The 19376-nt window shown below is 73.0% G+C and carries 14 protein-coding genes; 9 read left to right on the top strand and 5 right to left on the bottom strand.

Features of this window, described 5'->3' with window-relative positions; genetic code table 11:
* The first annotated feature begins 69 nt into the window (after positions 1–69).
* Both OIE51_RS02240 and OIE51_RS02235 read left to right on the top strand, forming a co-directional pair.
* On the top strand, positions 70–939 hold the full coding sequence (locus OIE51_RS02240) for a HalD/BesD family halogenase (RefSeq protein WP_326595083.1): 870 nt from the start codon (positions 70–72) through the stop codon (positions 937–939).
* 71 nt (positions 940–1010) lie between these two features.
* Entirely contained in the window at positions 1011–3722 is a 2712-nt protein-coding gene (locus OIE51_RS02235; protein ID WP_326595082.1) for a choline/carnitine O-acyltransferase, read from the top strand.
* A 57-nt stretch (positions 3723–3779) separates the two neighbouring features.
* Here the strand turns inward: OIE51_RS02235 and OIE51_RS02230 are convergent, their stop codons facing one another.
* The 5 genes from OIE51_RS02230 to OIE51_RS02210 form a co-directional block, all read right to left on the bottom strand.
* On the bottom strand, positions 3780–5003 hold the full coding sequence (locus OIE51_RS02230; protein WP_326595081.1) for a saccharopine dehydrogenase family protein: 1224 nt from the start codon (positions 5001–5003) through the stop codon (positions 3780–3782).
* 43 nt (positions 5004–5046) lie between these two features.
* Complete coding sequence (locus OIE51_RS02225; protein ID WP_326595080.1) at positions 5047–5577, bottom strand: TerD family protein; 531 nt, start codon at positions 5575–5577, stop codon at positions 5047–5049.
* Positions 5578–5927: 350 nt separating this feature from the next.
* The gene (locus OIE51_RS02220; protein ID WP_326595079.1) at positions 5928–8135 is read right to left on the bottom strand and encodes a serine/threonine-protein kinase; all 2208 of its coding nucleotides are present in this window, start codon (positions 8133–8135) and stop codon (positions 5928–5930) included.
* 162 nt (positions 8136–8297) lie between these two features.
* Positions 8298–9818, bottom strand: a complete 1521-nt coding sequence (locus tag OIE51_RS02215) for a cytochrome P450 (protein ID WP_326595078.1) — start codon at positions 9816–9818, stop codon at positions 8298–8300.
* 104 nt (positions 9819–9922) lie between these two features.
* On the bottom strand, positions 9923–10744 hold the full coding sequence (locus OIE51_RS02210; RefSeq protein ID WP_326595077.1) for an SAM-dependent methyltransferase: 822 nt from the start codon (positions 10742–10744) through the stop codon (positions 9923–9925).
* 508 nt (positions 10745–11252) lie between these two features.
* Between OIE51_RS02210 and OIE51_RS02205 the strand changes: the two genes are divergently transcribed.
* From OIE51_RS02205 to OIE51_RS02175, 7 genes are all read left to right on the top strand, one after another.
* Positions 11253–12497 carry an MFS transporter gene (locus OIE51_RS02205; RefSeq protein WP_326595076.1) on the top strand — a complete coding sequence of 415 codons (1245 nt, stop codon included), beginning with the start codon at positions 11253–11255 and terminating at the stop codon, positions 12495–12497.
* A gap of 229 nt (positions 12498–12726) precedes the next feature.
* Positions 12727–14529 (top strand): S9 family peptidase, encoded by a 1803-nt coding sequence (locus tag OIE51_RS02200; protein WP_326595074.1) that lies wholly within the window; start codon positions 12727–12729, stop codon positions 14527–14529.
* 5 nt (positions 14530–14534) lie between these two features.
* Positions 14535–14660, top strand: coding sequence for a hypothetical protein (locus tag OIE51_RS02195; protein ID WP_326595072.1), 126 nt, complete (start codon positions 14535–14537; stop codon positions 14658–14660).
* Between the two features lie 110 nt (positions 14661–14770).
* Complete coding sequence (locus tag OIE51_RS02190) at positions 14771–16687, top strand: RiPP maturation radical SAM C-methyltransferase (RefSeq protein ID WP_326595070.1); 1917 nt, start codon at positions 14771–14773, stop codon at positions 16685–16687.
* Between the two features lie 57 nt (positions 16688–16744).
* Positions 16745–17431 (top strand): DUF5825 family protein, encoded by a 687-nt coding sequence (locus OIE51_RS02185; protein WP_326595068.1) that lies wholly within the window; start codon positions 16745–16747, stop codon positions 17429–17431.
* A 151-nt stretch (positions 17432–17582) separates the two neighbouring features.
* Positions 17583–18671 carry a DUF6081 family protein gene (locus tag OIE51_RS02180; RefSeq protein ID WP_326595066.1) on the top strand — a complete coding sequence of 363 codons (1089 nt, stop codon included), beginning with the start codon at positions 17583–17585 and terminating at the stop codon, positions 18669–18671.
* Between the two features lie 85 nt (positions 18672–18756).
* On the top strand, positions 18757–19260 hold the full coding sequence (locus tag OIE51_RS02175; RefSeq protein WP_326595064.1) for a metallophosphoesterase family protein: 504 nt from the start codon (positions 18757–18759) through the stop codon (positions 19258–19260).
* Positions 19261–19376: the final 116 nt, after the last annotated feature.

Genomic DNA, 19376 nt, shown 5'->3' with positions numbered 1-19376 from the left:
GACTGGGATCGCCGAGTCGGCTGGGACCCCCGGCCCGGTGCGATGAGCCGGCACGTGGAGAGGATCCTCATGAGCACAGCGGAAGTCCGGACGGCGGAACAGGTGGTCGACACCGACCGATATCCCCTGTCCGACCCGGAAAGCGCCGAGTGGAAGTCCGTGGTTTCCCGGACCCGGCGGGAACTGCGGAGTTCGGGATGCAGCGTTCTGCCCGACTTCATTCGCCCCGTCCTTCAGGACACATTGCGGCGGGAATGCGCAGAAATCGCCCCACTCGCGCATGACGACATCGAAACGGTCAACGCCTACAACATCGACATCGCCACACCGCTCCCCAAGGACCACCCCGGCCGCCTCACCACCCTGCGCGGCAACGCCTTCGTCGCCCGCGACCGCGTCCCGGCCGGCGCCATCATCCACCGGCTCTACACCAGCGAGCCGTTCAAGCGCCTCATCGCCGACTGCTTCGAGCTGCCCGCCCTCCACGAGCTCGGCGACCCCCTGTCCGGCCTGGTCCTCAACGTGGTCAGGCCGGGTATGGAGCACCCCTGGCACTTCGACACCAACGAGTTCACGGTCAGCATGCTCACCCAGGAGCCGGAGGACGGCGGGGTCTTCGAGTACTGTCCGAACATCCGGTCGGCACGGGCGGAGAACTTCGGCGACGTCCGCGCGGTCCTCACCGGCTCCGGCGGGCACCTCGTCCGCCGCCTCAGCCTGCGCCCCGGCGACCTCCAGCTCTTCAAGGGCCGTTACGCGCTGCACCACGTCAGCACCGTGAAGGGCACCCGGGCCCGGCATTCGGCGATTTTCGCCTACAGCGAGCGCCCCGGAGTCATCGGCAGCGTCGCGCGGACCAAGCAGCTGTTCGGCCGCGTCCTTCCCGAACACATCGCGGCCGAGAAAAACGCCGTACGAGTCGACCAACTGCTGGATTAGAGAACCGATCGGCGAACGAGAAACCGCCGCCCTTCGACCCCCCACTCTCTGATCCAGGAGGAGTGCGCCCCGTGGATTTCGACGCGACCGGAAAAATACAGCTCGACCACATCTATACGCAGCCCGATCCCCGCGCCTATTTCTCGACGCTGCGGGAACTCGACTACTGCATTCCCCAGCTCGCCAAGCCCTATTTCGCGGACCTCATCGAGCGTTACCGGGAATCCCGGGGAGTGACGACCCCCACCGTCCTGGACATCGGCTCCTCCTACGGCATCAACGCGGCGCTGCTGAAATGCGACGCGACCATGGACGAGCTCTACGAGCGCTACGGCACCCCCGAGGCCGCCGAGCGCACCCGCGGCGCGCTGCTCGGCCGTGACCTGGAGCTGCTCCGCACCCGTCGACGCCCGGCATACGCCCGGTTCACGGGTCTGGACACCTCGCTCCCCGCCCTCTCCTACGCCCTGTCGGCCGGTTTCCTCGACACCACCGTGCACGCCGATCTGGAGGCGGATGAGCCCACCGACCGGCAGCGCGAACAGTTCGCCGAGGCCGATCTCGTCGTCTCCACCGGCTGCATCGGCTATGTCACCGACAAGACCGTCTCCCGGGTCCTCGGTGCCTTCGGCGAACGCAAGCCGTGGATGGCGCACTTCGTGCTGCGGATGTTCCCATTCGAGTCGATCGCCGACACCCTCGGCGAGGCGGGATACGAAACCGTTCGGCTCGAACGGGTATTCAGGCAGCGGCGGTTCGCCTCCGCCGAGGAGCACGCACTCGTCCTGGACACGCTGTCCACCGTCGGAGTGGATCCCCGGCATCTGGAAACCGACGGCTGGCTCTACGCTCAGCTCTACATCTCCCGGCCACGGGGAACGAGCGGTGGTGAGGTCTTCGACCTCGCCGCCGACGAGCGATCGACCAGGTCCCTCATACCACCCACAACGAGGCTGAAATTGAACACTAGTCAAGAGCCGTCCGCGCGCACCTTCGGCAATGAGGACAGTCTGCCGCGGGTGCCCCTGCCGACGCTGGAGGAAAGCTGTGAGCGGTTCATCGAGTGGTGCTCGCCGCTGCTGACTCCGGAGGAGCTGGCGGAGACCGAGAGCGCGGTCGCCTCGTTCCTCCAGCCGGACGGCCCCGCGCGCACCCTGCACGCCGCGCTGGAGCGGTTCGACGCCGCCGAGGGCACGCACAGCTGGCTGGACACCTTCTGGCCGTCCCGCTACCTGGGCCGCCGCGACCGCATCGCGCTCAACGCCAACTTCTTCTTCCTCTTCAAGGATTCCGACCAGGGACAGATCGACCGGGCGGCCGGCCTCATCGCGGCGGCCCTCCACTACAAGCTCCAGCTCGACGAGGAGAGCGTCCCGCCCATCGTCCAGCGCGGCCAGCCGCTGTCGATGGAGCAGAACAAGTACCTCTTCTCGGCCACCCGCATCCCCGGCGCCGAGCAGGACACCGTCCGCCTCCCCTACACGGACGAGTGGCCCGGCCCGTCGCGGGCCCGGCACATCGTGGTCTTCTTCCGGGGGAACATGTTCCGCCTGGACGTGCAGGGCCCGGACGGCACGCCCCACACGCTGGAGGACCTCGCCGCGGGACTGCGCGCCGTCGTCAAGTCCGGCGCCGAGCGCGCCGCGACGGGCACCTCGGTCGGGCACCTGACCACCAAGGCCCGCGCCGAGTGGGCGGCCAGCCGGCAGGCGCTGCTCGCCGCCGCCCCGGCCAACGCCGCCGCGCTGGACGACGTCGAGACCGCGCTGTTCTGCGTCTGCCTGGAGGACTTCGCCCCGGGGGACACCCTGGAGGCGTGCGACCACCTGCTCCACGGTGACAGCGGCAACCGGTGGTTCGACAAGGCCGTGTCCCTGATCGTCTTCGAGGACGGCCGGGCGGGCATCAACGTCGAGCACTGCGGCCTGGACGGCACCACCATCCTCAGCTTCGTGGACGCGCTGCTGGGCACGCCCGCCGAGGAGCAGTCGGAGCTCTCGGGCGCCAGGTCCCAGGGCCTGCCCGCCGTCGAGCCCATCGAGTTCGTCCTCGACGACGCGCTGCGCGCCGACGTCCAGGCCGCCGCCGACGCCTTCGCCGCCTACGGGGCCGCGACCGCGACCGCCACCGTGTCGTTCGAGGACTTCGGCCAGGCGCGGGCCAAGCAGCTGAAGATATCGCCGGACGCCTTCGTGCAGATGGCCTACCAGCTTGCCCACAAGCGGGCCAAGGGCATCACCGGCGCCACCTACGAGTCCATCGCCACCCGCCACTGGCGGCGCGGGCGCACCGAGGCCATGCGCGTGGTGACGCCCGAGGTGCTGGACTTCGTGGCCGCCATGCAGGACCCCGCGGCGGACACCGCCACCAAGCGGGCCGCGTTCCGGGCCGCCGCCGAGAAGCACGTGGCGCGCGCCAAGGAGTGCCAGGCGGGCAAGGTGCCCGAGCAGCACCTGTGGGAGCTCCAGCTCATCCAGAAGCGGCGCGGCGCCGAGCTGGGCGTCACCGAGCCGCTGCCGCTGTACGAGACGCCGGGCTGGACCGTCATGCGCGACGACTACCTGAGCACGAGCTCGGCGCCGTCCGTCAACATCCAGTACTTCGGCTTCGGTTCGACCAGCAGCAAGTGCATCGGCGTCGCCTATGTGCTGCTGCCCGACCGGTTCAACCTCTACCTGAGCACGCCGCTCACGGTGGCCGAGCAGATGTTCACCTTCGCCGAGCAGCTCCGGGAGGCCGTCCGCGAACTGCGGGAGCTGCTCGCCGGCGAGCAGGCCGGTTGACCGGCGGGCCGGTGGCCGGTGCCCCCGCGCGGGGCCACCGGCCACCGGCCGCCCGTCTCAGCCCTCGGCGGCCGGTACCGTCGGGATCGTCGTCGCCGGCGCGGTGACGTCCTCGCGGACGCGGAACGAGATACCCGCCGCGATCAGCCGCCAGGTCAGCGCGTCGCCCATGGCGGTGGCGGTGGTGACCTGCCCGGCCGTGGCGGGCAGCTCGTCGAAGGCCAGGCATAGCGCGGACTCCGCCAGCATCTTCGCGGTCTCGCCGTAGCCCGGGTCGCCCCCGGACACCTCGGTGACGATCCGCCGTCCGCCGCCCTCGCCGAGGAAGATCACCTTGAACCATGCCTTCGCCCGCTGCCGGGGCGTCGGGCCCTCGCCGGACTTCTTGCGGGCCATCAGCCACTCCCGGGCGGGCGGCACCTGGGAGAGTCCCACCAACCCCAGCGTCCCGCCCGCCAGGCCGAGCGCGACCGGCAGGGTGCGGATCGACACGTTGTGCCCGTAGGAGAACTCCGGGCCGTACCGCTCCAGCGCGCGGGCCGAACGCAGCACCACCTGGGGGTCGATGGTCGGCGCGGGCAGGGCCCAGGCGCCGACCCGCCGGTCGAACCGGGGCTTGCCGGGCAGCCCGCGCACCACGCGGCCCTCCGGCCTGCCCTCGGCCGCCCGGCGCTCGCGGGCGGACCGCGCGCTCTCCCGCAGCCGGGAGAACGCGGTGATGGCCGAGTGGTAGGTGCCCGCCGAGAAGGCGCCGGAAGCCCGGACGAAGCCCTCCACGGTCAACGGCACGCCCTCCGGCAGCCGGTTGACCGTGTAGAGCACGCCCAGGTCGTAGGGGATCGAGTCGAACCCGCAGGCGTGCACCAGGCGTGCGCCGCGGGCCACCGCCGTGGCGTGGTGGCGCAGATAGGCGCGGTCCACGAACTCCGGCTCGCCCGTGAGGTCCACGTAGTCCGTCCCGGCCGCCGCGCACGCCGCCACCAGCGCGTCGCCGTGCGTGAGGTACGGCCCGACCGTGGTGATCACGACGCGCGCGGCCTCGGCGACCGCGCGCAGCGAGGCCGGGTCCGTGACATCGGCCGTGAGCAGGTCCAACTCGGCGAGCGCCGGGTCCGTCCCGGCCAGCTCCGCGCGCACGGCGGCGAGCTTCTCCGGGTTCCGGCCCGCCAGGGCCCAGCGGGTCCCGGCGGGCGCGTGCCGCGCCAGATAGTCGGCGGTCAACGCACCGGTGAAGCCGGTGGCTCCGAACAGGACGATGTCGTACGCGCGGTCGTCAGCCATGCCGACAGATTACTGGCAAGTAAGCCGAGGAGCCCGGAGACGTTCAGGACAGATTCCGGCCCATCAGCTCCGCGAACGCGCCCGGCGCGGCGTCCTCGAAACCGCGCATGACCTTGCGGTACCGCCACTCGCCCGTCTCGTCCCGGGTGAACTCCGCGACGGTCGCCGCCGTCGCGCCGGCGACGGAAGCGAAGTCGTCCTCGCCCAGCTCGTCATAACCCTCGGCGATCCGCACCAGCGTGCGCGGCACGTCGCCGAACGTCTTGTGCCCGTCGCGCTGCTGGATCGCCACGCCCACGACGACCCGCGTGTACTCGGGGGCCAGCCGCTCGAACTCGAACGTCATCACCTCGTCGAAACCGAGGCCCTGACCGGTGTGGCTGTCCCGGCTGAGCGTTATGGTGCCGTCCGGCGAGCGGCTGTCGAAGTGCACGAGATAGGCGGGCTCGTGCGGCGCGTCCGCGCGGTATGTCGCGGCGATGATGTCGAGATCGTGCGGGGCCTCGCCCAGCGGGCTGGCATCCCACTTGAGCGACACCTGCGTCTTGCCGATCCCCTTGTTGGGACTGCTCATCGACGTCTCCTTCCGTGGAACCGGCCGCAACTGGCGGAGCCAACACCCATGTTGTCCATGGTGCCATGATCCGGATCCCTCAGGGGCACGGCACGCCCCCGCCCCCCGGTCACCGTCCGCCCCTCCCGGTCACCGCCCGCGGCCCGGAGCGTCGCCGACCGGTCAGGGCGGCAGGCGCCTGCCCAGCGGTCGGCATGGCCTGAGCCGGGAGGACGTCGCCTCCTCGCGGCGTGCCCGATGGACGCGCCCCGGGGTGATGATGCCGCGCCGGGATTTCCGGCGCGGGCGACAAAGCGCCGTGCGGCGCCGGGTGCGTGCCCGGCCCGGGGCGGCGTTGTCGCGTTGTCGCGCTACTGCGTCACGGCGTACACGAAGCTGTCGTCGTCGGCGAAGTACACCATGCCCTCCGCGACCGCGGGCGCGGGGAAGACCCAGTCCTCGGTGGCGTACGACCAGAACTGCTCGCCGGTGGAGGCGTCCAGCGCGTACAGGTGGCCGTCGGCGCTGCCGACGTACGCCGTGCTGTCCGCGATCGTCGGGGAGTTGACGGAGTCGGCGGCTGCGAACCGCCAGTTCTCCGCGCCCGACTCCGTGTCCACCGCGTAGAAGGTGGCGTCGTCACTGCCGAAGTAGACGTTTCCGTCCGCGACCGCCGGCCGTGAGGTCACCGCGTCGCCCGTCTCGAACGACCAGAGGTCGTCGCCCGAGGCGGCGTCCAGCGCGTAGAGGAAGGAGTCGCCGCTCCCGACGTAGACGACGCCGTCGCTGACCGTCGGCGACGCCGTCCAACCCCCCGTCTCGAAGGACCACAGCTCCTCCCCGCCGGCCGCGTCCACGGCGTAGAGATAGCCGTCCTCGCTGCCGACGTACACCTGTCCGTCGGAGAGGACCGGTGACGAGTCCACCACCCCGCCCGTCTCGAACGACCAGATCTCCTCGCCGGATTCCGTGTCGACGGCGTAGAGGAACGAGTCCTGACTGCCGACGTACACCGTTCCGTCCTCGACCGTGGGCGAGGAGCGCACGTAGCTGTCCGTGGCGAAGGACCAGACTTCCTCGCCGGTGTAGGCGTCGACGGCGTGGAGGAAGTTGTCGTCACTGCCGAAGTAGACGACCCCTTCGGCGACCACGGGCGTGGAGCGCACCCAGTCACCGGTCTCGAAGGACCAGACCTCCTCGCCGGTGTAGGCGTCGACGGCGTAGAAGTAGCCGTCGTCGCCGCCGAAGTAGACGATCCCCTCGGAGAACACCGGTGAGGTGCGGACGTAGCCGCCGGTCTCGAAGGACCAGACGTCCTGCCCGCCGAGAGGCGCCCCGCCGCTCGGCGGGGAGTCGCTGCCGGCGGAGGAGTCCGGGTCGCTCGCCCACGGAGTCGTGCTGAGGAGGACCGCCACGCCGACGACCGCCGCGACGCCGGCCACGGCGGCGGCCAGCCCCAGGCGTGTGCGCCTCGGGCCTCGCCCGGCCGGGGTCGGCGTCGCGGCGGTCGTCGGGGCCGGGGCCGGGGAAGCCCCCGGCACGGGGCCGGCCGGCGGCGGCGGGTACGCGGTGGCCGCCGTCCGGGTCGCCGCGCCGGGCCCGGGCGGGTCGGCCGGCCGCCGCGGGTCCAGACGGATCGTCGGGGCGGGGGTCTGGGGAGTCGCCGGCGTGGTCGGCGTGGCGGGCAGGGCCGTCGTCGCGCGCTCCCGCACGCTGTGGGCGACCGCGCCGGGCAGCCACGTCCCTCCGGCCTGGTCCAGCTCCTCGCCGGCCGCCTCCGACAGCAGGGCGAGCAGGGCCGACACGGTGGGCCGCGCCGCCGGGTCCTTGGCCAGGCAGGAGGCGACCGGCGCCCGCACCTCGGGTGCGAGGGAGGAGAGTTCGGGCTCCTCGTGGACGACGCGGTACCCCAGGGCCGGCGCCGACCCGAGGCCGAACGGTCCGCTGCCGGTGGCCGCGTAGACCAGCACCGTACCCAGCGAGAACACGTCACCGGGCGGGCCGACATGAGCGCCGGTCAGCTGCTCGGGTGACATGAAGCCGGGCGTGCCGACCACCATCCCGGTCCGGGTGAGGACACTGGCCTCGGCCGCCACCGAGATGCCGAAGTCGATGACGCGCGGGCCGTCTTCGGCGAGCAGGATGTTGGACGGCTTCAAGTCCCGGTGCACCATGCCCACGTCGTGCATGGACTCCAGCGCCTCGGCCAGCGCGGCGCCCAGCGCCAGCACATGCCGCGCCGGCCAGGGACCGTGCCCGCCGATCGCGTCGGCCAGCGACAGGCCGGGGATGTAGACGGTCGCCAGCCACGGCGGCGTCCCCAGCGGGTCGGCGTCCACCACGCCGGCCGTGTAGGCGCCGTTGATCCGGCGGGCCGCCGCGACCTCGCGCTCGAAGCGGCGCCGGAACTCGGCGTCCTCCGCCAGCTCTTCGCGCACCACCTTCACCGCGACGTTCCGCCCGCCCGGCGAACGCCCCAGATACACTCGCCCCATGCCCCCGGCCCCCAGCCGGGCCACGATCCGGTACCGGCCCACCCACCGCGGGTCACCGTCCCTCAGCGCCTCGAAGGCCGCCATCACACCCCTCACGGTCCACCGACCCCGCGCACCACGCGCCGCGCCGCAACGGACATCCTCCGGCATGCCGTCACGCCGTGTCCGGTGTTCGGGCCCACCTGTGTCCATCCGGTGACCCGCCGCCATCGACCGATGTCCTCGCCGGGACCCCCGGGGCGCGGCCTATCGCCCCGCGTCCGCCCCGCCGCCGTGGTGGACCGGGCAGCCCGGCTGTTCGGGGGTGACGTGCTCGTCCGTCGTCGTGGCCGGGGGTGGGGTCGCGGCCGGGGTGCGGCGGGTGGGGGTCAGGGCGAAGTCCTCCGGCATCAGGGTGAGGCGTTCGGAGACCTTCAGGCGATAGTCGGAGTGGTCGTGCAGGTGGTAGCGGCGCAGCAGCAGGCCGAGCACCAGGGTCGCCTCGTGCAGGGCGAACTGGCGGCCGATGCAGGCGCGTTCGCCCGTCCCGAACGGCTTGAAGACGTGGCCGGGCCTGGCCCGGACGCGCTCGGGGAGGAAACGGTCGGGGTCGAAACGCTCCGCGTCGTCGCCCCACACCGAGGGGTCGCGGTGCAGCGCGGGGACCAGGACGAGCGCCGAGGCGCCCTTGCGCATCGGGTACCGGCCGCCGAGCGTCGTGTCCTGCCGGGCGGCGCGGGTGAACGCGGGGGCGGTCGGCCACAGGCGCAGTGACTCGTCCAGCACGCGCCGCACGTAGCGCAGCTTGCTGACCTGTTCGTAGGTCGGGTCGCCGTCCGGGCCCCAGACGCGGTCCACCTCCTCCTGGGCGCGGGCCATGACCTCGGGGTGCTTGGCCAGGTAGTACAGGGCGAAGGACAGCGCGCCGGACGTCGTCTCGTGCCCGGCGACCAGGAAGGTGATCACCTGGTACCGGATGTTGAGCGGGTCGAGCCGCTCGCCGGTGCCGGGCTGGGTGGTGTTGAGCATCAGGCCGAGCAGGTCGTCGGTGTGGGTGACGCCCCGCGCGGTGCGTTCGCGGATCACGTCGTCCACGGTCGCGTTGAGGTAGTCGCGGTGGGCGAGGAAACGCCGCCGGATGGGGCGGGCGAGCGCGGGGCCGACCAGCGGCAGGGTCGCGACGCGCAGGCGCAGCACGGCGCTGAGCCCGTTGACCATGGCCGTGACGAACGGGTGCGGTTCGTCGCGCTCGAACGATCCGAAGTCGTAGCCGAATCCGGTGCTGGCGATGGTCTCCAGCGTGAGCTTGGTGGTGTCGCCGCTGACGTCGGCCGCCGTGCCGGCCTGGGCGTGGCGGTCCCAGACGTTCATCAGGCGGTGGGCCATGGCGAGCATCGTCGGGTGGTAGCGGACCATGGACTCGCGGGTGAAGGCGGGGGCCAGGATGTCGTGGGCGCGCTGCCAGTTGGGCTCGTTGCCGTACGCGGTGAACAGGCCGTCCCCGGCCACCGCGCGCAGGCTCCGCACGGCGTTGGTGACGTACTTGACGAAACGCTTCTCGTCGGCCATCTCGGTCACCAGGTCGGCGCCGGTGACGAACACGACCTCCAGGCCGAAGATCTTGCGGCGGAAGATCGGGCCCAGCTCGGCGGCCATCCGCATCGTGTCCTGCACCGGGGTGGCGAACGACGCGCCGATCACGTCGCCGAGCACCGGGAGGCGGCGCGGCGGGTGAGGGATGCGCGCGAACTCGGGCCAGCGCTCGGCCGGGGTGCGGTTGGTCGCCATGGTGGTGCTCCGATGCGGGCATTATTGAACTGGGTTCAGTAAAACTGTGCGCGCCTTGTTGAACCTGTGTCAAGTAACAGGGAGTACTCGGTAGGGGGTCGGCCTCAGGGCTTGCGGCCGACGCCGCCCGCCATCAGCCGCCGCAGCACGCTCAGCGGCTGCGCGACCGGCGCGTCCGGGCGCCACAGCGACAGCGGCACCAGGCCGGGGTCGACCAGCTCCAGGCCGGGGAAGTAGGCCCCGATCTCCGCCATCGTCCGGAACCTGCCGGTGCCCAGGAAACGCAGGAACGTCTCCTGCAACTCCCGGGCGTCCGGGCCGATGTCGCAGAAGTGGGTGACCACCAGGTGGCTGCCCGGGGGGACGGCCGACAGGTACGCCCGCACGATGCCCGCCGGGTCCTCGTCGTCGTGGAGGTGGTGCAGGATCCCGATCATCAGCACGGCCACCGGCTCGGAGAGGTCGATCAGCCGCCGCACCTGGGGCTCGGCCAGCACGCGGTCCGGCTCGCGCAGGTCGGCGGTGACGACGGCGGTCGCGTCGTTCTCCTCCAGCAGCGCGCGGCCGTGGGCCAGGACGATGGGGTCGTTGTCGACGTAGACGACGCGCGCCGTCGGCGCGTGGCGCTGGGCGACCTGGTGGGTGTTCTCCATCGTCGGCAGGCCCGCGCCGAGGTCGAGGAACTGCCGGATGCCGGCCTCGGCGGCCAGAAAGCGGACGGTCCGGCCGAGGATCGCGCGGTTCGACCAGGCCAGCTCCCCGATGCCCGGCATCGTCTTGCGCAATTGGTCGGCCACCGCGCGGTCGGCCGCGTAGTTGTCCTTGCCGCCCAGCACGGCGTCGTAGGCCCGCGCGATGCTCGGCACCGTCACGTCGACGCTCACCGCCGGGCTCTCGTCCGCCCAGCCCCCACCCTGCTCCGCCACCCGGTCCTCCGTCCCGCCCCACCTGGCGCATGCGCGGACAGGCTAGCCCCTGACCTGCGGCGGATGCGGACTATTCCCGACAAGTCACCCGGGAGAGGGGGGTGTTGCCGCCATCGGCGGTTCCTGGCCAACGATCGGGTCCCGACCGGGCGGTCCCGCGCGAACCGTGGGCTTCCCGCCCGGGAACGTTCGCGGCGGCGGTGCGGCGGCGGGGGTCGGCGTGGGGTGGGGCGCGACGAGCGGTGGTGCGAACGGGGAACTCCGGGGCGATCGGGGCGGGGGTGCGGACGGCGGCGGCTCCGGCGGGTCCGCGCCGGGCCGCCCAGGGCCGCTGGCCGGGTGCCGTTGACGCTCTGCCGTCCCATGTGCACGAGGGCGGTCGACCGACATCTCCATCACGTGTTCACGTGTGTGGCCAGAATGTGACGCCGTGTGGGTGTGTGTTCTTGTCGTGCTCCTGGCGTGTCTGGGTATCGTCCGACCCTCGGCGACATGGGAGCGAGGTGACATGGCCCACCCGGAGCTGGCACGGCGCGACACCGCACGGCGCGACTACCGGCTCTACTGGGCCGCGACGACCACCGACACGCTCGGCAGCCAGACCTCGGGCGTCGTCCTCCCGCTCTTCCTCCTCGCGACCGGCCGCTCCGCCGCGCTCGCCGGAGCCGTCGTCTCGGCGTCCCTGGTCGCCGGGCTGCTCGCCGCGCCCTTCGCCGCCGTGCTGGCCGACCGGGGCGCGCGGCGCGCGGTCATGTGGTGGTCCGCGCTGGCCGCCGCTGGCGCCATGGGCTCCATCGCCGCGCTGGCCGCCACCGGCCGGCTGCCCGTCGGATATCTGCTGGCCGCCGTGGTGGCCGAACGGATCGCCACCTCCTGCTATGCCGCCGCCGCGCGCGGCTGCGTCGCCGCCCTCGTCGCCCCGGCCGACTACCCGCACGCCGTCTCCCGCCTCCAGGCCGGCTCGCAGGGCGCCGCCGTCGCCGGACCGGTGCTCGGCGGCGCGCTCTTCACCGCCGCCCGCTGGCTGCCGTTCCTGGCGGACGCCGTCTCCTACCTGGTCACGGCCTGGTGCGTGCGCGCGATGCGGACCGATCTGGCGCCGGCCCCGAGCGGCGGCGCCGGTGCCTTCGCCGCCGACCTGCGCGAGGGGTTGCGCTTCACTTGGCGCCAGCCGCTGCTGCGCGGGGTGCTGTGGTGGACGGCGGGCCTCAACGCGGTCCTCGCCGCGCTGTACTTCGGGGCGGTGTTCTCCCTGGAACGGCACGGGGAGGGCACGGTGGCCATCGGCGTGGTCCTGGCCGTCGCCGGTGCCGCCGGGGTCGCGGGTGCCCTGCCCGCCCCCTGGCTGGCCCGGCGGGTCCCGGCCGCCCGGCTGTGCGTAGTGGTCTCCTGGGCGGTCGTCCTCGTCGCGGCCGGCCTGGCGTTCGCCACCCGGGCGTGGGTCTACGGGGCGCTGTTCGGCGTGGTGTCGCTGCTGGCCCCCACGCTCGCCGTCCTGCTCTCCGCCCGCGCCATCGCGGTGACCCCGCCGGAGTTCCAGTCCCGGGTCGGCACCGTCCTGGCCACCGCCTCCGGCGCCGCCACCACCGTCGCCCCGCTGGCGGCGGGCATCCTCGTCGCCGTGTCCGGCACGACGGCGCTGGGCCTGACCGGCGCCGGGGTGATGGCCGTGGTCGCGCTCTACGCGACGCTGACGGTCGCCCGCCATCTGACCCCGGTCGCCTCCCGGACCCCGGCGGAAGGAGCCACGTGATGCCCAGCCGCTTCCCGTTCCCGCCAGGCGCGGTCGGTCACCAGGCGGCCGGGCCGTGGGGCTTAGCGTCCCCGGTCGGTCACCAGGCGGTCGGTCACCAGGCGGCCGGGCCGTGGGGCTTACCGTCCCCGGTCGGTCACCAGGCGCCCGGGCCGGTGCCGGGGCCGGGGTCGGTCCCGGTGACGGCCGGTCGCGGTCTCCGCCCGGCCGCACGGAACGGAGCCGTCCCATGAGTTCCTCCGCCGTGCGGCCCTCCGCCCCGCTCGCCTACGTCTCGCGGCCCGTGCTGCCCGCCGCCTGCCGCCGCGCGCCCGATCTCATGGTCTACGCCGGGGACGCCGGAGGGCGGTGCGAGGTCTTCGCCTGGCATGCCGGGGCCGGGCGGGCGCGGCAGGTCACCGACCGGGCGCAGGGCACCATGCGGTGTGCCATCGATCCGGACGGCGTCATCTGGTGGTTCGCGGAGGAGGCGGACGGGACCGGGGCCTGGCGGGTGCAGGGCTTCGAGGGCGGGCCGGACACGCCCGCCTTCGCGGGGGAGATCCCGCCCGGCCGGCCCGCCGGACTGGTGCTGGCCGACAACGGCCGGGTGGCCGTCGGGCTCGGTGACGGCGACGGGCTGACCGTGCGGCTGGGCCACCGCGCCGCGCCCGTGGAGCACACCCTCACCTTCGGCGGCCACGCCACGCTGGCCGGGATGTCGCCCGCCGGGGACCTGGTGGCCGTGGCCCGGGCCGCCGGTTCGCCGCACGCCGTCACCGTGCTCACCGCTGACGGGGAGACCGTCGCCCGGCTGTCCGGGGAGCGCGGTCGGGTGTGGGCGCTGGGGTTCGCGCCCGGCGCGCCCGGCGCCGAACTGCTGCTCGTCGAGGAGCACCGGGACCGTTACCGCCTGGTCACCTGGACCCCGGAGCGCGGGGCGCACCGCCACGCCTGGTGCGACTTCGACACCGAGATCACCGCGCACTGGTTCCCCGAGGGCCGCCGCGTGCTGATCCGCCAGGAGCGGCACGGCCGCAGCCGACTGGCCGTGGCCGACCTCGCGCGCCACGCCCTCACCCCGCTGTCCGTCCCCGAGGGCACCGTCCAGGACGCGGTCGCCCGCGCGGACGGCGCCATCCACTGCCTCTGGACCGACACCCGCACCCCCGCCCGGGTGATCTCCGTCGGTGGCCCCGCCCCCCGGCTGCCGGCGCCGCCCCCCAGCCCGCCGCCGCTGACCGCCGACACCAGCGATCTGTGGACCCCGGGCCCGGACGGTCCCGTGCACACCCTGCTCGCCGTGCCGCCCGGCCGGACCGCGCCCGGCCCGGTGGTCTTCCTCGTGCACGGCGGTCCCGCCCACCACGACCGCGACGCCTACCACCCGGCCGTCCACTCGCTGATCGCCTCCGGGCTGGCCGTCGCCCGCGTCAACTACCGCGGCTCCACCGGCTACGGCCCGCGCTGGCGCTCCGCCTACGGCGAGGGCGTCGGGCTCACTCAGGCCGCCGACCTGGCCGCCGTGCGCCGGGACCTCGTGGCGCGGGGCATCGCCCGCCCCGGCGCGGTCGGCCTGTGGGGCACCTCCTGGGGCGGCTACCTGGTGCTGCTCGCCCTCGGCCTCCAGCCGGAGCTGTGGCGGGCCGGCGTCGCGGTCAAGCCGATCGCCGACTACGCCGCCGCGTACGCGCAGGGCACCCCGGCCCTGCGGGCGCTGGACGCCGGGCTGTTCGGCGGCACGCCCGACGAGGTGCCGGAGCGCTACGCGCGTTCCTCGCCGATCGGCTACGCCGACCGGGTCCGCGCGCCGCTGCTCGTGGTGGCCGCCACCCGGGACCCCAAGTGCCCGCCGGCCCAGGTGCACAGCTACCTGGCCGCCCTCCGCCGGGCCGACGCGCCCTGCGAGGAGCTGTGGCTCGACTCGGGACACGACGGCCTCGACGGGGCCGACCACGTCCTGATGCTGCGGCGAAGCCTCTACTTCCTGGCCCGGGAGCTGCGCTCCCCCCGGGCCCGGAGACCCAGCCCCCGAGACCCGGAGAGGAGGTAACGGCCATGGAGAAGGACGTAATCCAGAACAACCCGCTGGAGGACGACGCGGAAGGTCGTGGCGACTGGACCGTGACGGTCAGCATCGTGATCCCGTTCGTCACGCCCGAGGACGACGACGCCGAGATCTGATCCGCCCGACGTCCGGCCCGGGTGCCCACGGGCAGCCGGGCCGGACCCCGCCTCCGGAACCCGAGCCGGACCCGAGCCGGACCCCAGCAGGACACCAGAAGGGAACAGCCGTGCGCGTGCTTCTGATCAACATGCCCTGGTCGCCGATCGACCTCCCGTCCCTGGCCCTGGGCATCCTCAAGCGCAGCGTGAACGAGAAGACGCCCGGCGCGAACGCGGAGGTGCTGCACGGCAATCTCGACTACTACGACTGGCTCACCGGGCGGCCCGAGTTCGCCGACTTCACCGCCCGCGACTACGGTTACTACGCGCTGGCCTCCTACTTCCTCGGCTGCGGCGACTGGGTGTTCTCCTCCGCCCTTTACGACGACCCCGAGTGGCGGGTGCCGGAGTTCACCGAGTCGATGACCCGGCTGCTGGACGAGAAGCGGCTCGCCGTCACCCTCGAACTGCACCGGACCGCCGGGGAGTTCGTCCAGGAGCTGGCCGAACGGGTGGTGGCCGCCAAGCCGGACGTCGTCGGCCTCACCTCCACCTTCCAGCAGAACACCGCCGCCCTCGCCCTCGCCAAGCACGTCAAGCGGCTGGCGCCGGAGATCGTCACCGTGCTGGGCGGCGCCAACTGCGACAGCGAGCAGGGCGCGGCCGTCCACCGCAACTTCCCCTTCGTCGACTACGTCGTGCGCGGCGAGGGCGAGGTCGCCCTGCCCCAGCTGCTGAACGGCATCCGCGACGGCTCCGACCTGTCGGGGATCGCCGGCCTGTGCCGGCGGGAGGGCGAGCGCTCCGTCGCCAACCCGATGAGCACCGCCCCGCTGCCGCCCGCCGCGATCCTCGCCCCGGACTACTCCGGCTACCTCGACCGCCTCGCGGCCTCCCGCGCCCGGACCATGGTCGAACCCAAGCTGGTGGTTGAGGGCGCGCGCGGCTGCTGGTGGGGGGAGAAGCACCACTGCACGTTCTGCGGGCTCAACGGCTCGTTCATGCAGTTCCGCAGCAAGTCCCCGGACGCCTTCTTCGACGAGATCGTCGGCATGGCCCGCGAACACCGGGTGCTGGACATCTACATCGTCGACAACATCCTCGACATGGGGTACGTCACGACGCTGCTGCCCCGCCTCGTCGAGACCGGCTACGACCTGCGGATGCACGTCGAGATCAAGGCCAACATGCGCCGCGATCAGCTCCAACTCCTCGCCGACGCCGGGCTGGTGTTCGTCCAGCCGGGCATCGAGAGCCTCAACACCCGGGTGCTCGGGCTGATGGACAAGGGCGTCAGCGGCTGCCAGAACGTGCGGATGCTGCGCGACGGCGCGAGCGCCGGCCTGACCATCTCCTGGAACTACCTGCACGGCTTCCCCGAGGAGCGGGACAGTGACTACGACCCGGTGATCGCCCAACTCCCGGTCCTGGAACACCTCAACCCGCCGTCCGACCAGTCCGCACGGATCGCCATCGAACGCTTCAGCCCCTACTTCAACCGCCCCGAACTGGGCTTCGCCGAGCTGCGAGCGGACAAGCCGTACTGGCTGACGTACGACCTGCCGGGCGAGGAACTGTACGACCTGGCCTACATCTTCGCCGCCCCGCCGCGCGGCGTGGGCAAGGCCACCGCGAAGCGGCTCAACGAGGCGCTGCGCGCCTGGATGGACGCCTATCCGACCAGCCGCCTCGTGCAGCACGACCTGGGCGACCGTGTGGTGCTGCTCAACCGCCGCCGCCTCTTCGACTGGACGCGGCTGGTCGTGGACGACCCGCTGGAGGTGGCCGCGTTCCGGCTGCTCGCCCAGCCCCGTTCGGCCGCCGCGCTGGTCCGCAAGCTGACCGAGCGGCTTCCGGGGGCGGACGCCGGGGCCGCCGTGCCCGCGCTGCTGGAGCGCTGGTGCGAGTTGGGCGTGCTCTTCACGGACGGCGGTCAGTACGTGCACGTCGTCGCGTCCGCCGTCAACGACGAGATGCTGCGCCTGGGCTTCATGCGGAACGTGGTCAGCGGCACGGTCGACGCCCCGGCGCCCGCCCCGGCCTGACCCGCCCGGCACACCCCGATCATCCGCCGCGACCCCGGAACCCCGGAAGGAGCGACCGTGAACAGCCTGCCGTACGCCCCCGCGCCCGCCGTCACCGCCGCCGCGTCACCCCTGACCCTGCGGGCCTGGCGCGACTACGACGCCCACACCCTCGACGTCCCCGACATGTACCTGGGGGAGGTGGAGGTGAGCGGCCCGCCGGCCAGTGCCGTCGACCGGCTGTGGGAGCTGGGCGCCCGGCGCGTCGAGATCCCCGGCCGGATCGACCTGGCCGACCCCGCCGACGCGGCCCGCACGGTCTACCTGCTGAGCCTGATCCGGGACCTGACGGCCCAGGCGGTCTTCACGCAGTGGCGGCTCACGCTCCCGGCCGCCGGCGAGCCGGAGTGGACGCTGTTCAGCCACCTCCAGCCACCCGCCGTCCTCGTCGGGCTCCCGGACGGCGAGGAGGTCCTGAAGCGGTGGCGCGATGGGCACTTCGTCGGCAAGTGCCTGTGGCGCCGCGGCCCCGGCTTCTTCCAGCTCCGGGACCGCCGCTGGGGCGACCTGCGCCGGTTCACCGTCACCGACGACGCCTACCTGCGGGCCATCGACACGCTCGTCCCGGGCGCGACGGCGGACGCCGTGCCCGCGCCGGTCCTGGCCGCTTTCGAGGCGGAACGGCTGGTGCACCGGATCGGGGACTGGGTGTGCTGGCTGCCCTACTCCAATCGCAGGTGGGCGCAGTCGGCCATGCTGATCTGAAGCCTCCGGCCCGCGTGTACTCTCCGTGGATGACGGGGAGTTGACCACCGCCCGAGCGTGTTCGGGCGGTGTTGTCCGAGCTGTGTCCCCGTCGCGGAACCCCTGGCCAACAGGGGCACGGGGAAACACAGTAGGACAACGGAGACCACATATGTCCATCGGGATGAAGAGATCCCAACTCGCCCTGGGTGCTGCCGCCCTGGGGCTCGTCGCCACCGCGCTGGCGCCGGCCGCCGCCACCGCCGGATCGGCCGCGCCGGGCGCGAAGGAGGAGACGTCGGGCCTCAAGCAGGTGCTGTTCCGGGACGACTACGACAACGGCTTCCTCACCGGCCAGGGCGGCAACTGGCTGGTGACGGGGGACGAGCAGTGGCCGGCCGGCGACGCCGTGCCGACCACGTCGGGAGGCGTGCTGAACGTGGCGCCCGCCGGTACGAATCCGGCCACGGGTGACCCGGCGTTCGCCCGGACGTACGAGCAGCAGGCGGACGGCAGTTCGCTGGACCACATGAAGTGGCTGGCGTTCCCGCAGCGGTTCACCAGCACGGGCCAACTCGGGTTCGACATACCGGACACAGGCTCCATAAGCTGCGAACACCGCCTGTCCGGCGAGACGTTCGGCACCGAGAACCACCCGTTCGGCGACGCCGTCACCGACCCGGAGTCCGACCTGCGGCTCGCCTCCGTCGGCATGGTCAGCGGCGACGTGCAGAGCAACGCCATCGCCGACTTCTGGGTGACCAACTCGACCATCTACGCCATGTACGAGCGGCTGCCGAGCCCCGGCGCCACGTACGCCTCCTACACCTACGCCGTCCCGGTCGCCGACCGCACCCCGGGCCGCGCGCACGACCTGGAGATCCGCTACGACCAGGGCGGCCGGCGCGTCACCTGGTTCGTGGACGGCCGCCAGAAGCTCCAGACCGACCGGATCGGCACCCGCGCCTTCGACCGCCGTTTCCTGATGCTCGACCACGGCGGTGCCGAGGAGCGGCTGACGCTGAACCAGGTGACCTGCGGACTCGCGCTGGCCACCATCCTGGACGGCGCGCTTCCCGGCTCCCGCGGCGGTGACGGCCTGGTGCGGCTGGAGAACACCCCCGACTTCTACTTCGACCCCCGGCGCGGGGCGCCCACCCCGCAGGCGTTCGAGGACCCGGCGAGCCTGCCGGAGAGCCGGCTCTGGGGCCAGGGCGCGGAGATGAACGTGGCCTGGACCCAGGTGGTGCTCCGGCGCTGAGCCCGCCCGAGGCCGCGGGGCCGCCCGGCACACCGGCCGGGCGGCCCCGCCGCCGGGGGCGCCCGCGCGGCGGTACGGTCGCCGGGTGCGTCTGCTGCTCCTGTCCGACACCCACCTGCCCAAGCGCGCCCAGAGCCTCCCGGCGGAGCTGCTGGCGCGGGTCGCGGACGCCGACGTGGTCGTCCACGCCGGGGACTGGGTGGATGTCGCCACGCTGGACCTGCTCCAGGAGCGCTCGCGGCGGCTGATCGGCGTGTACGGCAACAACGACGGCCCCGCGCTGCGCGCCCGGCTGCCCGAGGTGGCCCGCGCGGAGCTGGGCGGGCTGCGGTTCGGCGTGGTGCACGAGACCGGGCCGGCCCAGGGGCGCGAACGCCGGTGCGCCCGGCGGTTCCCCGATCTCGACGTGCTGGTCTTCGGCCACAGTCACATCCCGTGGGACACCACCGCCCCCGGCGGACTCCGGCTGCTGAACCCGGGCTCGCCCACCGACCGGCGCCGCCAGCCGCACCACACGTACATGACCATCGTGATCTCCGAAGTCCGGTCACTCACTGTGGAGTTGCACCGCCTCGCAGCCCCCCGCTGAACGCGGCCGGATCCCACCCCACCCCCTTGACGGAAGAGAAACACGGGCGCAACATCTGGGAACGTCCCGGCGACTGGAAACGTTTACAGCGCCCGGGTCCGAGGTGCGGAGGGGGA

Source organism: Streptomyces sp. NBC_01803 (assembly GCF_035917415.1).
Classification (GTDB): domain Bacteria; phylum Actinomycetota; class Actinomycetes; order Streptomycetales; family Streptomycetaceae; genus Streptomyces.
The sequence above is the reverse complement of the archived record's forward strand: the minus strand, read 5'-3'. Positions and strand labels throughout refer to the sequence as shown.

Excerpts from the sequence above, each read along its gene's own strand:
- OIE51_RS02240 (WP_326595083.1), top strand. The coding sequence starts at position 70 with ATGAGCACAGCGGAAGTCCGGACGGCGGAACAGGTGGTCGACACCGAC.
- OIE51_RS02230 (WP_326595081.1), bottom strand. The coding sequence starts at position 5,003 with ATGGCTGACGACCGCGCGTACGACATCGTCCTGTTCGGAGCCACCGGC.
- OIE51_RS02225 (WP_326595080.1), bottom strand. The coding sequence starts at position 5,577 with ATGAGCAGTCCCAACAAGGGGATCGGCAAGACGCAGGTGTCGCTCAAG.
- OIE51_RS02220 (WP_326595079.1), bottom strand. The coding sequence starts at position 8,135 with ATGGCGGCCTTCGAGGCGCTGAGGGACGGTGACCCGCGGTGGGTGGGC.
- OIE51_RS02215 (WP_326595078.1), bottom strand. The coding sequence starts at position 9,818 with ATGGCGACCAACCGCACCCCGGCCGAGCGCTGGCCCGAGTTCGCGCGC.
- OIE51_RS02205 (WP_326595076.1), top strand. The coding sequence starts at position 11,253 with ATGGCCCACCCGGAGCTGGCACGGCGCGACACCGCACGGCGCGACTAC.
- OIE51_RS02200 (WP_326595074.1), top strand. The coding sequence starts at position 12,727 with ATGAGTTCCTCCGCCGTGCGGCCCTCCGCCCCGCTCGCCTACGTCTCG.
- OIE51_RS02195 (WP_326595072.1), top strand. The coding sequence starts at position 14,535 with ATGGAGAAGGACGTAATCCAGAACAACCCGCTGGAGGACGACGCGGAA.
- OIE51_RS02180 (WP_326595066.1), top strand. The coding sequence starts at position 17,583 with ATGTCCATCGGGATGAAGAGATCCCAACTCGCCCTGGGTGCTGCCGCC.